The 14303-nt window shown below is 64.0% G+C and carries 15 protein-coding genes; 10 read left to right on the top strand and 5 right to left on the bottom strand.

The window, feature by feature from the left end; translation table 11 throughout:
- Positions 1-40 precede the first annotated feature (40 nt).
- From irr to AAE027_RS17120, 4 genes are all read right to left on the bottom strand, one after another.
- On the bottom strand, positions 41-520 hold the full coding sequence (irr, locus tag AAE027_RS17105) for a Fur family transcriptional regulator Irr (protein ID WP_370987845.1): 480 nt from the start codon (positions 518-520) through the stop codon (positions 41-43).
- Between the two features lie 273 nt (positions 521-793).
- Complete coding sequence (locus AAE027_RS17110) at positions 794-1363, bottom strand: DUF2147 domain-containing protein (protein ID WP_370987844.1); 570 nt, start codon at positions 1361-1363, stop codon at positions 794-796.
- Between the two features lie 32 nt (positions 1364-1395).
- On the bottom strand, positions 1396-2058 hold the full coding sequence (locus AAE027_RS17115; protein WP_091885328.1) for a DUF3313 domain-containing protein: 663 nt from the start codon (positions 2056-2058) through the stop codon (positions 1396-1398).
- 271 nt (positions 2059-2329) lie between these two features.
- Complete coding sequence (locus AAE027_RS17120; protein WP_370987843.1) at positions 2330-2959, bottom strand: TetR/AcrR family transcriptional regulator; 630 nt, start codon at positions 2957-2959, stop codon at positions 2330-2332.
- 216 nt (positions 2960-3175) lie between these two features.
- On the opposite strand from AAE027_RS17120, the gene AAE027_RS17125 reads away from it, so the two are divergent.
- The 7 genes from AAE027_RS17125 to AAE027_RS17155 all read left to right on the top strand — a co-directional run bounded on the left by AAE027_RS17125 (position 3176) and on the right by AAE027_RS17155 (position 10177).
- Positions 3176-4726 (top strand): ABC transporter substrate-binding protein, encoded by a 1551-nt coding sequence (locus tag AAE027_RS17125; protein WP_370987842.1) that lies wholly within the window; start codon positions 3176-3178, stop codon positions 4724-4726.
- A 205-nt stretch (positions 4727-4931) separates the two neighbouring features.
- Entirely contained in the window at positions 4932-5903 is a 972-nt protein-coding gene (locus AAE027_RS17130; RefSeq protein ID WP_370987841.1) for an ABC transporter permease, read from the top strand.
- The gene (locus tag AAE027_RS17135) at positions 5900-6739 is read left to right on the top strand and encodes an ABC transporter permease (protein WP_370987840.1); all 840 of its coding nucleotides are present in this window, start codon (positions 5900-5902) and stop codon (positions 6737-6739) included. The genes AAE027_RS17130 and AAE027_RS17135 overlap by 4 nt, the downstream gene beginning before the upstream one ends.
- Positions 6740-6741: 2 nt before the next feature.
- Positions 6742-8361: an ABC transporter ATP-binding protein gene (locus AAE027_RS17140; protein WP_370987839.1), complete on the top strand. Its 1620-nt coding sequence runs from the start codon at positions 6742-6744 to the stop codon at positions 8359-8361.
- Between the two features lie 357 nt (positions 8362-8718).
- A complete protein-coding gene (locus AAE027_RS17145; RefSeq protein ID WP_370987838.1) occupies positions 8719-8889 on the top strand; it encodes a hypothetical protein in 171 nt (56 codons plus the stop codon).
- Positions 8886-9095 (top strand): hypothetical protein, encoded by a 210-nt coding sequence (locus AAE027_RS17150; protein ID WP_091885309.1) that lies wholly within the window; start codon positions 8886-8888, stop codon positions 9093-9095. Before AAE027_RS17145 ends, AAE027_RS17150 begins: the two co-directional genes overlap by 4 nt.
- A gap of 125 nt (positions 9096-9220) precedes the next feature.
- Positions 9221-10177, top strand: coding sequence for an AEC family transporter (locus AAE027_RS17155; RefSeq protein WP_370987836.1), 957 nt, complete (start codon positions 9221-9223; stop codon positions 10175-10177).
- Positions 10178-10188: 11 nt separating this feature from the next.
- On the opposite strand, the gene AAE027_RS17160 is transcribed toward AAE027_RS17155, so the two are convergent.
- Complete coding sequence (locus AAE027_RS17160) at positions 10189-10473, bottom strand: hypothetical protein (RefSeq protein WP_370987835.1); 285 nt, start codon at positions 10471-10473, stop codon at positions 10189-10191.
- Positions 10474-10662: 189 nt separating this feature from the next.
- Between AAE027_RS17160 and AAE027_RS17165 the strand changes: the two genes are divergently transcribed.
- From AAE027_RS17165 to AAE027_RS17175, 3 genes are all read left to right on the top strand, one after another.
- Positions 10663-10983, top strand: coding sequence for a helix-turn-helix domain-containing protein (locus AAE027_RS17165; protein ID WP_128956889.1), 321 nt, complete (start codon positions 10663-10665; stop codon positions 10981-10983).
- A 224-nt stretch (positions 10984-11207) separates the two neighbouring features.
- Positions 11208-11933: an outer membrane protein gene (locus AAE027_RS17170; RefSeq protein WP_370987834.1), complete on the top strand. Its 726-nt coding sequence runs from the start codon at positions 11208-11210 to the stop codon at positions 11931-11933.
- 164 nt (positions 11934-12097) lie between these two features.
- Positions 12098-14239: a methyl-accepting chemotaxis protein gene (locus tag AAE027_RS17175; protein ID WP_370987833.1), complete on the top strand. Its 2142-nt coding sequence runs from the start codon at positions 12098-12100 to the stop codon at positions 14237-14239.
- The last annotated feature ends 64 nt before the right edge of the window (positions 14240-14303 follow it).

Genomic DNA, 14303 nt, shown 5'->3' on the forward strand with positions numbered 1-14303 from the left:
CTGGATGGACCCTCCAGGGGAGGGTAAGAGCACAGTGGTGCTACGCACGCTTCCGGCGCAAATGCACGATGACGTCGAGCCGCGCGATCTCGTGGCCGGGAAGCGCCTCGGGCACCCTGGTGAAAGTCAGGCCCTCGGCGACGTCGACCAGCACATCCTCGCCTTCGAGGTAGAAGTGCGGATGCACGGATGTGTCGGTATCGAAGAACGACTTGATGCCGTCGGCCGCGATCCGGCGCAACAGGCCGGCTTCGGTGAACTGGTTCAGCGTGTTGTAGACGGTCGCGAGCGACAGATACATGTTCGCCGCCATCGCCTCGTCATAGAGCTTCTCCGCGGTGACGTGACGATGGCCGTTCAGGAATAGCAGCTGGCCGAGCGCCAAGCGCTGGCGCGTCGGGCGGAGGCCAGCCTCGTTCAGCAGTTGAAGACAGCGCTGCACGCCCTCATCCGGCGGCGGCCCGACGACATCGGGCCCGCTGTCGTTAGCGGCAAGGATATTCGTGGCGTACATGTCCATCGATCGTCTCACGTCTGCAAGAACCAGGACGCGCAACACGCTATCCCAGTTGCTATTGGATCGCAGAAGCGACGACTTGGGTTTGATCCGGATCAAATTTGGGACTTCGATTGCCTCCACGCCGTCATTGCGAGGAGCGAAGCGACGAAGCAATCCAGACTGCCTCCTCGGTGGGACTCTGGATTGCTTCGCTACGCTCGCAATGACGGAGTTTGGCGCAACAGCGCCTGACACAATGCTGCTCGCGAACCTGGCCGCAGGACAATGCTACTCCTATTTTCCCTTGACCGGGATCGGCTTCGGTGCCGGCACTTGCGCCCATTCCTTGTCGGCGCGGGGACCATTGAGGTCGCCGGTCAGGCCAATGAGCTGACCGGGCAGCACGTCGAGGGTCTGTTGCCAGGTTTGGGTCTGGCACAGGATCTTGATCAGGCATCCCCTGAGCTTGAGGCGGTCGGGGGATTCGCGCCAGAGCGAGACCGAGTACGACTTGCCGTCTTCGGCATTGTAGATGTCGCCGGCAAACCGCCCCTCGGGTGTCGCCTGCAGGCCCATGATGAGCTGGTGGCCGAGCAGCATGCGGGCGCGCTTGTCGGGATCTGGATTCTGGCTGTCGCGATAAGGCTGGCCGCGTTTGTCGGCCGGCTCCTTCATCCAGACGATGAAGCCGCAAATGCGGTCGCGCGACGGACCGCAGCGCTCGAGCCGGATGCGGGCGCGGCCGTCCTCGACCAGCCAGGTGCCGCTCGGATCGGTGGACGCGGCGGCGCCGGCGCGGCCGCCAAACGCCAACATTACGATCGTGATCGCGATGCGCAGCACGAAGCGAAGGAATATGTTCATCGGCAACACCTTTCGTTGGATGGATCGCGGCGTCAGTTCAGTTGTGCCATCAGCGCGTCGGCGCCCTTGTCGAGCCCGGCGGTGGCGGCCGCGAGCGCGCCGACGCTGGCTTTGATGTCGTAGGCGCCCGGGTACTGCTTGGTGACGTAGGCCGAGAGCAGGCGCGAGGTCGTGGCGTCGAAGATCTCGACGCCGTAGACGACCGAGCCTGTCATGGTCCCCTCGCCGTCGCGCGCGGCCTGCACGCCGTTGTAGACGGCACCGGCAAGATCGAAGCGCGAGAGCGTGCCGAGCACCGGCGTGTTGGTGACGGCGCCGGTCAGCGTCAGCCTGATCCGCAGCGTATTCGGCCCGCGCTCGCGCACCAGCGCGAAGCGGCTGCGCAGCCGGTCGGCGAAACGGGTCTGCATGTAAGCGGCGAGCGTCGCCTTGTCCTTGTCGGACATGTCGCCGAACTGGTGATCCCTCCCCCGGTAGACGACGACGGGATCGAGGATCACTTTATTATAAGCGCGCCAGTCGACCTGCGTGGAATAGCGGTAGGGCACGCGGCCGGAGGCGTCCGACTTGTCCGGAGCCATGTAGGCCGAAGACGCCATCTCCGAATAGGGCACCGGCGCGACCGAGGCGCAGCCGGCCGCGGCCACGCAAAGCACCAGCGTTCCCAGACCGCGCAGGGCGATCGAGCGATTCATTCCAGACTCCTCTTGCGGCTGATTGGGAAGGCCAACCTTTAAAGTTGCGATGGCGACCGCAGCCGCGCTTCGGGACCAGACGCGGCTGCGGCGCTCACCATTGCCAGCCCAAGGCATCGTCCGGGGCCATTTCAGATGCCTTAGGCCGTCTCAGTGTTTGCATTTATAAAACCGACCAGTTGGTTTGTAAAGTGCCGAAATGATGATCTGCCACCTTTGGCCGCTGGCGTGACTTTAGGCGGTGTGACCGCCGGACATCGTTAACGATGAATCAGGCCCGCTTGCGCGGGCTGGCCGCCTTTGCTGCACCGGATTTTGCCGCGCGCTTTACGGCCGGCTGTTCGAGGCCGGTCCACTGCGCGTCGTCGAGCAGACGCGCGAACAATCGCTGGTGCTCGTCGTTGCTGAGCGGCGACATGCCAAATAGCGAGCTCAGCAGCAAGCCCATCGCTCCGGCCCAGCGCAGCATCGCAAGATCGGGGTCGGCGGCCTCTTCCCTGATCGCCGCAATCCTCTCCATCTCGCGCTCGCGCGGCAGCGCCATCAGGTTGGGATTCTCGACCATGGCTGCAACCAGCGCCAGCGCGGCAGAATTCGGCGAGGTCGCCGCTTCGCGCACGGTGGCGAGCTGGGTCGCCAGATTGGGATTGGCGGAGGTCGCGCTCACCTTTGCCATATAATCGTTCGAGAACTCCTCGAACCGCGCCATCTGTCGTTCGAGCAGCGCCTTCAGCACCGCCTCCTTGGTGCGGAATTGATGCATCACGCCGCCCTTGCTGAGGCCGCTCTCGCGCGCGATCGCATCGAGCGTCAACCGCCCCGGCCCGTCGCGCGCGATGATGGCGATGGCCGCTTCAAGCGCAGCGTTGCGGGAGCGTTCGGAGCGCGTGGCGTTGTCCATGGCGGACTTGTCTCCGTGACGGGAGAATGAATCAAGTGAAAACAGGACGCGCTGTACATTTTTTGTGCGAACACTGTCGCGACTTTCATCTTGCGGCGCCGAACGAGACTATGTGAGCCTCGATATTGGATGGGGACTGGGATGGGCCGGCCGTCGCTTTGCGCGCGAGGACGTTGCGAAGCGCTCACGGCTGGTCTTGGTTGAGAAAGATACGACATGCCAAAACGAGTGTTGCTTGGTCTCCTCCTGGCTTGCGGCCTCACGGCCCCGGCACTGGCGCAAGAGCCGAAAACGGGGGGTGTGATCAATGCCGTGATCCAGCCCGAGCCGCCCGGCCTGATGCTCGCGATGGTCCAGAACGGTCCGACCCAGATGGTGTCGGGCAACATCTTCGAGGGGCTGCTGCGCTACAGTCCCAAGCTCGAGCCGCAGCCGGAGCTCGCCGAGAGCTGGAGTGTCAGCGAGGACGCCAAGACCTACACCTTCAAGCTCAGGAAGGGCGTGACCTGGCATGACGGCAAGCCCTTCACCGCGGCGGACGTGCTGTTCTCGGTCGAAATGCTGAAGCAGACCCACGCGCGCGCCCGCAACAACCTCGCCCAAGTGGACAAGGTCGAGGCGCCCGACGACTACACGGTGGTGTTCATGCTGAAGCAGCCGTTCGGCCCGTTCCTCGGCATCTTCGAGGTTGGCTCGATGCCGATGGTGCCGAAGCATCTCTATGAAGGCACCGACTTCAAGACCAATCCCTACAACAACGCGCCGGTGGGCACCGGCCCCTTCATGTTCAAGGAGTGGCAGAAGGGCTCGTTCATCCGCCTGGTCAAGAATCCGAACTATTACGAGAAGGGCAAACCCTACATCGACGAGATCTACTGGCAGATCATTCCCGACGCCGCCGCGCGCTCGGTGGCGTATGAGACCGGCAAGGTCGACGTGCTACCCGGCGGCTCGGTCGAGAATTTCGATGTGCCGCGCCTGTCCAAGCTGAAGGACACTTGCGTCACCGGCGCCGGCTGGGAGTTCTTCTCGCCGCTGGCCTGGCTGTGGCTCAACAACCGCCAGGGTCCGCTCGCCGACAAGCGGGTACGGCAGGCGGTCATGTATGCAATCGACCGAGACTTCGCCAAGGACGTGATCTGGAACGGGCTCGGCAAGGTCGCGACGGGCCCCTCGGCCTCGACCATCAAATATTACACCGACGACGTGAAGAAATATCCATACGATCCGGCCAAGGCCAAGGCACTGCTGAAGGAAGCCGGCTACAAGGGTGAGAAGATTCGCCTGTTGCCGCTGGCCTATGGCGAAACCTGGCAGCGCTGGGGTGAAGCGGTGAAGCAGAACCTCCAGGACGTCGGCATCAACATCGAGACGATCGCCACCGACGTTGCCGGCGGCAACCAGAAGATCGGCGACTGGGACTACGACATCGCCTTCACCTATCTCTATCAGTACGGCGATCCCGCGCTCGGCGTGGGACGCAATTACGTCTCCAGCGCCATCGCCAAGGGCCAAGTCTTCAACAATGTCGAAGGCTATTCCAACCCGGAGATCGACAAGCTGTTCGCCGATGGCGCCGTCGCGACCCCTGATACCAAGCGCAAGGAGATCTACGAGAAGGCGCAGAAGATCCTGGTCGAGGACGTGCCGGTGGCCTGGATGCTCGAGCTGCAATTCCCGACCATCATGCGCTGCAAGGTCAAGAACCTGATCACCACGGGGATCGGGGTCAATGACGGCTTCAAGGACGCATGGCTCGACAAGTGAGAGGCCGATCCTTCACCTCTCCCCGCTTGCGGGGAGAGGTCGAATGTGCGCAAAGCGCACATTCGGGTGAGGGGGAGTCTCCGCGAGCCCAGCTGTCACCTCCCCCGCGGAGAGTCCCCCTCACCCCAACCCTCTCCCCGCAAGCGGGGCGAGGGAGCACTTCCGTCTCCGTGGCTGCAGATCATCCCACCGGTATGACCTTCTAATGCTCTCCTTCGTCGCTCAGCGTGTCCTGAAGGGCGTGATCGTCCTGCTCGCGATCGTTGTCCTCAATTTCTTCCTGATCCGGCTTGCGCCCGGCGACCCCGCGGTCGTGATGGCGGGCGAAGCCGGGGCCAGTGACCAGGTCTTCGTCAAGCAGCTCCGGGAAAAGTTCGGCCTCGACAAGCCGCTGCCCGAGCAGCTCTTCATCTACGTCAAGGGCGTCGTGACGTTCGACCTCGGCTTCTCCTTCCGCCAGCAGGCGCCGGTCGCAAAGCTGATTGGCGAACGGCTGCCGGCGACGCTGCTGCTGACACTGACGGCCTTTGCGATCTCGCTCATGCTCGGCATTCTCTTCGGCACCTTCGCCGCGCGCTTTGCCGGAACCTTCCTCGACACCGCCATCACCGTGTTCGCGCTGATCTTCTACGCCATGCCAATCTTCTGGGTGGCGCTGATGGGGATCCTGCTGTTCTCGGTCACCATGGATTGGCTGCCGAGCTTCGGCTACGAGACGGTCGGCGCCAATCTCACTGGCCTTGCCCACGCGATCGACGTCGCAACACACCTGATCATGCCGGCGATGACGCTCGGGCTGTTCTTCATGGCGACCTACACCCGCATGACGCGCGCCTCGATGCTGGAGGTGAAGCGGCTCGACTTCGTCAAAACCGCGCGTGCAAAGGGGCTGTCCGACGCCGTGATCCAGCGCCGCCACGTGCTGCGCAATGCGCTGCTCCCCGTCGTGACGCTCGCCGGCGTCCATTCCGGCACGCTGATCGGCGGCGCCGTCATCACCGAGACCGTGTTCGCCTGGCCCGGCATCGGACGGCTGATGTACGACGCGCTGCTCCAGCGCGACTACAACCTGCTGCTCGGCGTCTTCGTGATCTGCTCCGCCATGGTGCTGATCTTCAACCTCATCACCGACCTGGTCTATCGACTGGTCGATCCGCGCATCGAATTCGCCTCATGAAACAGTTCTGGAAATCGATGCTGAAGAGCCCGAGCGGCGTCATCGGGCTCGTCATCCTGCTGCTTGCGATCTCGGTCGCGGTGTTCGGGCCGATGCTGTTCCCGAACTCGCCCTGGCGCATGGTGCAGCGGCCGTTCCTGCCGCCGTTCACGCAGTCGACCGTGCCGCTCGGCACCGACGCGCTCGGCCGCGACGTATTCGCCGGCATGATCTTTGGCGCACGCGTCTCGCTGCTTGTCGGCCTGGTCTCCACGCTGGTCGCGCTGCTCGTCGGCGTGCCGATCGGCGCCATGGCCGGCTATTTCGGCGGCAAGGTCGACGACGCCCTGATGCGCTTCACCGAGTTCTTCCAGACCATTCCGAGCTTCGCGCTCGCGATCGTGCTGGTCGCGATCCTGCAGCCCTCGATCTATTCGATCGTGGCATCGATCGCGGTGGTGAGCTGGCCGCCGGTCGCACGCCTCGTGCGCGGCGAGGTGCTGTCGCTGCGAACACGGGAATATGTCCAGGCCGCCGTGGTCACCGGACAGAGCAACACCTGGATCATCCTGCGCGAGATCCTGCCGAACGCGCTGTCGCCGGTGATCGTGCTGGCTTCGCTGATGGTGGCGACCGCGATCCTGCTGGAATCCTCGCTGTCGTTCCTTGGTCTCGGCGATCCCAATCTGATCTCCTGGGGCTACATGGTTGGCGCCGGTCGCACCGTGATCCGCCAAGCCTGGTGGATCACCGTTTTTCCCGGCGTCGCTATCCTGATCTCGGTGCTCGGCCTCAATTTGATCGGCGAAGGCCTCAACGACGCGCTCAATCCACGCCTGTCGCGGGAGGGACGCTGACGATGACCGCACCGCCCGCCATCTCCATCAAGAACCTGAGAATCGCGCTGCCCAAGGGCGCCGAGCGTCCGTTCGCCGTCGATGGCGTGTCGCTCGATTTGCAGCCCGGCAAGATCGTCTGCGTCGTCGGCGAATCCGGCTCCGGCAAGTCGATGTGCGCGCATGCGCTGATGGGCCTGTTGCCGGACACGGTGTCGATCGCCTCCGGCGAAATCCAGTTCGAGGGCCGCGACCTGCTCAGGCTGGACGACGACGGCTGGCGCGACCTGCGCGGCCGCAGGCTCGCGATGATCTTCCAGGAGCCGATGACCGCGCTCAATCCGTTGATGCGGATCGGCGACCAGATGGCCGAGATGTTCGAGGCGCACGGCCTGCTCACACCCAAGGAACGGCGCGCGAAAGCGCTCGCATTGGCGCACGAGGTCGGCTTGCCCGACCCCGAACGCATCGTGCGCGCCTATCCGCACCAGCTCTCCGGCGGCCAGCGCCAGCGCGCCATGATCGCGATGGCACTCGCGCTGGAGCCTGCCGTGTTGGTCGCGGACGAGCCGACCACCGCGCTCGACGTCACCACGCAGGCGCAGATTCTCAAGCTGATCCGCAACCTCCAGCGCAATCGCAACATGGCGGTGATGTTCATCACCCATGATTTCGGCGTGGTCGCTGACATCGCCGACCAGGTCGTCGTGCTGCGCCATGGCAAGGTCGTGGAGGAAGGCTCGGCCTCAGCCGTCTTCAGCGATCCGCAGCACGACTACACCAAGGCGTTGCTCGCCGCCGTGCCATCGATGGACCCGCCGGTGCGCGAACCTCTCGACGACCTTGCCCGGGCTGTCGAGGTGATCGGGCTTGACAAGACCTATGTCACCTCGGGCGGCTGGTTTCGCGAGGACCACCGCGTCGATGCCGCGCGCGAAGTCAATTTCAACATCCTCAAGGGCGAGACGCTCGGTCTCGTCGGCGAATCCGGCTCCGGCAAATCGTCGGTCGCGCGGCTCGTGATGCGGCTGATCGAGGCCGACCGCGGCACGGTGCGAATCGGCGAGACCGATCTCACCTCTCTTTCGGGCAAGGCGCTGCGCGCCGAGCGCCATCGCATCCAGATGATCTTTCAGGACCCGTTCGCCTCGCTCAATCCGCGCCGCAAGATCGGCCACATCATTGCCGACGGCCCGATCGCGGCCGGCACTGATCCGAAGGTCGCATTCGACCGGGCCCGCGATCTCCTGAAGATGGTGGGCCTCGACGCCGGCGCGCTCGAGCGCTACCCGCATGAATTCTCCGGCGGCCAGCGCCAGCGCATCGGCATTGCGCGCGCGCTCGCACTCGAGCCCGAGATCATCGTCGCCGACGAAGCCGTCTCCGCGCTCGACGTCTCCGTGCAGGCGCAGGTGCTGAAGCTGCTCGAAGACCTCAAGGCGCGCCTGGGCCTCTCGATGCTGTTCATCACTCACGATCTGCGCGTCGCCGCCCAGATCTGCGACCGCATCGCCGTGATGCAGCGCGGCGTCATCGTCGAGCTCAAGCCAACCGCGCAATTGTTCGCCGCGCCCGAGCACGCCTATACGCGTGAACTGCTGGCGGCGGTGCCGGGGCGGAAGGAGCGCGCGCCGGCAGCGTGAGCGACGGTCGCCCAGTTCTTCGAACTACAAGATTGTTCCAAAAACTTGCACGCGACACGGGCGAAACATATTCGCTCGATCAGCATTTGCTTTGCGAGACTGCCTTGCCGGTGACGGCAAGAGTAAGCTGTCACCGACATTCGCTCGCGCGCTAGTTGCAGCCGCGCGATAGGAAGCGGTGAACAGCCCAAGAACCTGGCAAAGAACACCCGACGTTGGGACGCCGGCGCGGTCACGAGCTTTTTATTCCGTCGTGAACGGGCACGCCATTTCAAAGTCGAGGGCGACGCCATAGATGCTGATTGGATGATCTTCATCATCTCATGTCCTACTTGCTCACTGATATTCGGAGCCAACATGGGCGAAGTTATTCGATTTGTCTCGAGATCTGAGCGCGAGCGCGTGCGCCTCATTCAGGAGGCACGTGCAATCTACGACAGCATCTTCCCGCCATCCGATCCGGCCAGCGACGGGCAGGATGGAGACAACGGCCGCACGATCGGCGGCGATAGGAGTAAGCTCTCGTGATCAAGATCATCGCCGTGCTTTGCAGCCTCGCCACTCCGAGCAATTGTCACGAGCAGATCGTGACCACTTCCGATTTTGCTGAGGTCTCGGTGCAGTCCTGCCTGATGGGCGCGCCGCAGCTCGCCGACTGGATGAATCAGCATCCGGCTGAGCGCCTGGCGGCATGGCGTTGCGTGATCGGGAAGCAGGGCGGCAGGGGAATCTAGCGAGGAAGATTATCGTCCTTTGCGACTTGAAACGATCGCTCGGGACGGCTCCATCAAATCACACAGTGACGACAATCCATCGCCGGGCTAACCTCGTCGCCGTTTGGCCATGAGGGGGAAGTCGGATGGAGGTCGCCAGCCTCGTTCTTCCCGTATTCGCGATCATCGTCACCGGCTGGCTCGCCGGCGAGCTCGGCTACCTCTCCCGCTCGCTTGCCGATGCCCTGGTGCACTTTGCCTACAACGTGGCGATGCCGGCGCTGCTGATCGTCACGATCGCGCAGGAGCCCGCGCGCAATCTGCTGGAATGGCGGTTCCTGCTCGCATTCGGCGGCGGCTCGCTGATCTGCTTCGCGCTGGTGTTCCTGGCGGTTCGCGCGGGTGGCAAACACGATCTGGCCAGCAGTACCATCCATGGGATGGCGGCGGCGATGACCAACACCGGGTTCGTCGCGCTGCCGATCCTGCACGCAATTTACGGCCAGCCCGCCGTCCTGCCCGCCGCGGTGGCGACAGTGTTCGTGGCCGCCGTGATGTTTCCGATCACGGTCATCCTGCTGGAAGGACGCGACCCGCACGGGTCCGCGCATCCCACGGGACTGGCAAAGCAGATCCTGCTCAATCCGATGGTGCTGTCGACGCTCATCGGGCTGGTGTGGGCGATCACGGGCTTGCCGATTCCAGTGCCGGTCGCGACCTATCTGAACATGATCGCTGCCGCGCTCACGCCCTGCGCGCTGTTTGCCATCGGACTTGGTTTGTCCGTCGAGGGGCTGCGATCCAACCTGAAGGCATCGTTTGCGCTCGCGGCGGTCAAGCTGGTGGTGATGCCTCTGATCGTCTACGGGCTCTGTATGCTCTTCGGCCTCGATCCTCTCTACACGATCGTTGCCGTCGTCTGCGCGGCCGTGCCGACGGCGAAAACCGTGTACGTCCTCGCGCACGAGCACAAGGTCGAGGAGAAGCTGGTTGCGGCCACGGTGTCGATCACGACGATGCTGTCGGTCGCAACGTTGCTGTCGGTCGCAACGTTGCTGGTCGCGCTCTATCTGCTCTCCGGATTGGCGAGCGGCGCAGGCTGATCGGCATCGGTCTATCTGGTGGTGTTGCTCCACGTTGGCACCGAATTGGTCACGCCGACCGACGGCCAATTGTACGATCCGATCGACGGCGCGGTGACGGTGCCGACCGTCTGTCCGGATGACCCGTAGGACGCCCTCGGCTGCGCTGCCGGCGCTCCGGCACCGCCATAGGTCGGCGCCACCACACCGGTGCTGTAATGACGGCTCGATCGGACCTTCTTCGCTTCAGCCGCGAAAGGCGCGGCAAGCAGTCCGGTCGTGATGAGCGCGGCAATGGCGAGTTTGATGGTTTTCATGACGGTTCCTTTCGCCCCGTGCGCGCCCCGGTATGCCAACTGTTCATTCCTCAGAAAATTTCCATAGGTTCTCCGTTCATAACTCCGTGCGCACGCGAAGGTGCCGCAGCACGTGCGCCCGCCGCCTTCGGATGGACCCGAATCAGCGTTAGTTCATTGCTTTCATTGACTTCCCTGGACGCAAGCAGCATGACCGGCGCCGAACTGAAGCAACTCCGCAACGACCTCTCCGACGCGCTCGAGCGCAAGCTCACCGCGGCCGACATGGCCAGGCTGTGCGGATTGCCGGAGAAGGGCGGCGCCGACACCATCCGGCGCTGGGAGGTCAGCGGCCCGACACCATCGGCGACCAAGGTGCTGCGCGTGCTGGCGATGGCGAGCGAGCGCTATCCGATCCTGGAGAAGTTCGACATCTTCGATCGTCACGACGTACGCGAGGAAGACCGGCCGGCAAAGCGCGCAGCCTTTCGCGCGCAGATGCGCGACGAGGCGCGGCGGCGTCTTGGTTAACAAGAGGCGCGCGCAAGTTACCTGCGAGGCGCCACGTTAAGCCTTCCTTCAGCATTTCTTAAGCCAGCATTAAGCACGAAAATCATTTGCAGCCCAATAAGTTACGTGGGGCGCCGCTGTGCCATGCATGTGACAGCATTTTCGTCAAAAGCGAGCTATCTGCAAAACCAACGACGGCGCGGAATGCGCGCCTGCCGGGGACCTTACTGTTGGAGTTCAAGACGATGAAGAAGATTTTGTTTGCGACCGTTGCGCTGCTCGTGATGGGCATGGCCGCGCCGGCCGTCGGTGCCGATCTCGGCAATCGCAACTATTACAAGGCGCCCGCGCCTGCCTATGTCGCGCCGATCTACAACTGGACCGGCTTCTACATCGGTGGCCATGTCGGCGGCGCGTTCTCCAGCGACAACAATTTCAACGGCCTCTCCACCGGCAACAATGGCAACGGCCGTTTCCTCGGCGGCGTGCAGGTCGGTGCGGACTGGCAGCTCAACCCGAACTTCGTGGTCGGCGTCGAGGGCCAGTATTCCTGGCTCTCCGGCAGCGTCGGCGCGGTATTCCCGGGCGGCATCGCCTACACCAACGACCAGCGCGGGCTCGGCTCGATCACCGGCCGTGTCGGCTATACCTGGGGTCCGGGCCTCCTCTACGTGAAGGGCGGCTATGCCTATTCGGACAACAACGAGAAGGTGACAGTCGGCGGCGTGCCGACCGGCTTCATCATCGATGGCGATCACCGCAACGGTTACACCGTCGGCGCCGGCCTCGAATACATGTTCGCACCGAACTGGTCGGCCAAGGCCGAGTACCAGTACTACAACTTCGGCGACGCGCACTTCACCGCGGGCCCGCTGGTCGGCACCGGCAACTTCACCACCGACGACCACACCTTCAAGGCGGGCGTCAACTACCGCTTCAACTGGGCCAGCCCGGCCGTCGCGCGCTACTGAGCGGTTAGCAAAACCTTATCATCACGAAGGGCCGGCGATGTTGCCGGCCCTTCTTTTTTCGCTCTGCGGAACGCACGCAACCGATTGCACAAATTGCGATTTTTTAACCGGCGTGCCCGATACTCCCGGCCACAAAACAGAAGCAAGGGCGTGGGGGAATTTCGATGGCGATCCGTCTCAGTCTCGGCCGATTCAAGCCGCGTTTCAAACTGCCGAAATGGGGCGTGCGCGGCAGCCTGTTCGCGGCCTTCGCCGTGATCGCCGGCATGGGCCTCGTGATCTCGGCCGGCGCCGGCCTGGTGCTGCAGAATCTCGGTGGGCGCATGACCGAACTGAGCGGGCGGGACATTCCGCGCCTTGCCGCGAGCCTGCAATTGTCGGCATTGAGCGCGAGCCTTGCGGCACAGGGACCTGCCCTGCTTGCGGCCCAAACCGAAGACGCCCTAAACGAGCGCACCAAGAAGCTGAAGGAATTGCAGGAGCAGACACAGCAGAAACTCAACGAGATCATCGAGCTCGGCGCTGACAAGACAGTCGTCTCTGGGTTAAGCGAGACCATCAAGAGCATCAACGAGGCGGCCCAGAGTCTGGCCAAGGCCGCCCGCGAGCGGCTGGATATCGCCGCCCTGCATGACAAGCAATATGACGCCCTGCGCAGCGCGCAGAGCGCGTTCGTCGGCGCAGCCAGTCCGGCCATGCTGAACGCCCAGACCCAGGTCAACGCCATTCTCGGGTCGGCCAACCTCTCCGCCGAAGATGCCACCGAAGCCGCGCAGACCGTCGGGCAGCTCGGCAACGTCGTTGCCAGCGGCAATCTCGCAGCCGCCGACATGAGCGCGGCACTGTCGGCGAACACGGCCGACAAGCTCGACGACATCCAGAAGGAATTCAAGACGGCGCAGGGACGCCTGCGGTCCAACCTCGATTTGTTGCCGAACAATCAGGGCACCAAGATGCTGCGCGAGACGGCGGAAAAGCTACTCGCGCTCGGCACCGGCAAGACCGGCGTATTCAATTTGCGTGAGAAGGAGCTCGACTCCGTCGATTACGGCCAGACCATCCTGGACGAGACGCGCAAGCTCAATGTCGGCCTCGGCATCAGCGTGCAGCAGCTCGTCGACGGCGTGCAGAAGGAGACCAACGCATCGACCTTCCAGGCCCGCCAGGAGATTTCGCTTGCGACAACGGCGATGATCGCCCTTGGCGCTATGATGCTTGTCGGTTCGGCGCTGTTCGTCTGGCTCTATGTCGGCCGCAACATCCTGCGCCGCATCAGCGGCCTGCAGCGCGCCATGCAGCTGCTGTCGGCCGGCGATCTCGACACCGAGATCGCACGCGCGAAGCACAATGACGAGATCGGTGCGATGACCGACACGCTTCACGTGTTCCGCGACAGCATGATCGAAGCCCGGGCGCTCGCCAGCGAGCAGGACAAGGATCGTGTCGCGAAAGCCGAGCGTGCGGCGCGCATGGAAGCGAAGATCGCCGAGTTCGAAAGCACGGTGCGCTCCGCGCTCGACAATCTCGCGCAGTCGGCCAATTCGATGCAATCGACCGCACAGAGCATGTCGAACACCGCGGACCAGTCCAACGCGCTGGTGAACGCGGTCGCATCCGCCGCGGAGGAAACCTCGGTCAACGTGCAGACCGTCTCGGCCGGCACCGAGCAGCTGTCGTCCTCGATCGCCGAGATCAGCCGCCAGGTGGTGACCTCGGCGGAGATCGCCAAGAAGGCGGTCGACGAGGCCGGCGCCACCGACACCACGGTGCAGAGCCTCGCCGACAGCGCGAGCCGCATCAGCGTCGTGGTCGATTTGATCCAGACCATCGCCTCGCAGACCAATCTGCTCGCCCTCAACGCCACCATCGAGGCGGCACGCGCGGGCGAGGCCGGCCGCGGTTTCGCAGTGGTCGCCTCCGAGGTGAAGAGCCTCGCGAGCCAGACCGCCAGGGCGACGGAGGAGATCCGCACCCAGATCGCCAGCATGCAGGAGATCACGACCTCGGCGGTCGGCGCCATCCAGGGCATCGGCCGGATCATCGGCGAGATCAACGACGTCACCACGACGATTGCGGCGGCCGTCGAGCAACAGGGCGCCGCCACCCGCGAGATCGCCCGCAACATCCAGCACGCTGCCGGCGGCACCAGCGAGGTCTCCAGCAACATCGTCGGCGTCTCCACGGCATCCGCCGAAGCGGGCGCTGCGGCGAGCGAAGTGCTGGGCGCTTCCGACGCACTGCTCCGCGAGGCCGACATGCTGCGCGGGGAGATCGACGCGTTCCTCAACAACATGCGGGCGGCGTAAGGACGCCGGCCACATCGGGGCTGCACTCCCTCTCCCGCTTGCGGGAGAGGGCTGGGGTGAGGGT

It is taken from the genome of Bradyrhizobium sp. DN3 (assembly GCF_041357655.1).
GTDB lineage: Bacteria > Pseudomonadota > Alphaproteobacteria > Rhizobiales > Xanthobacteraceae > Bradyrhizobium.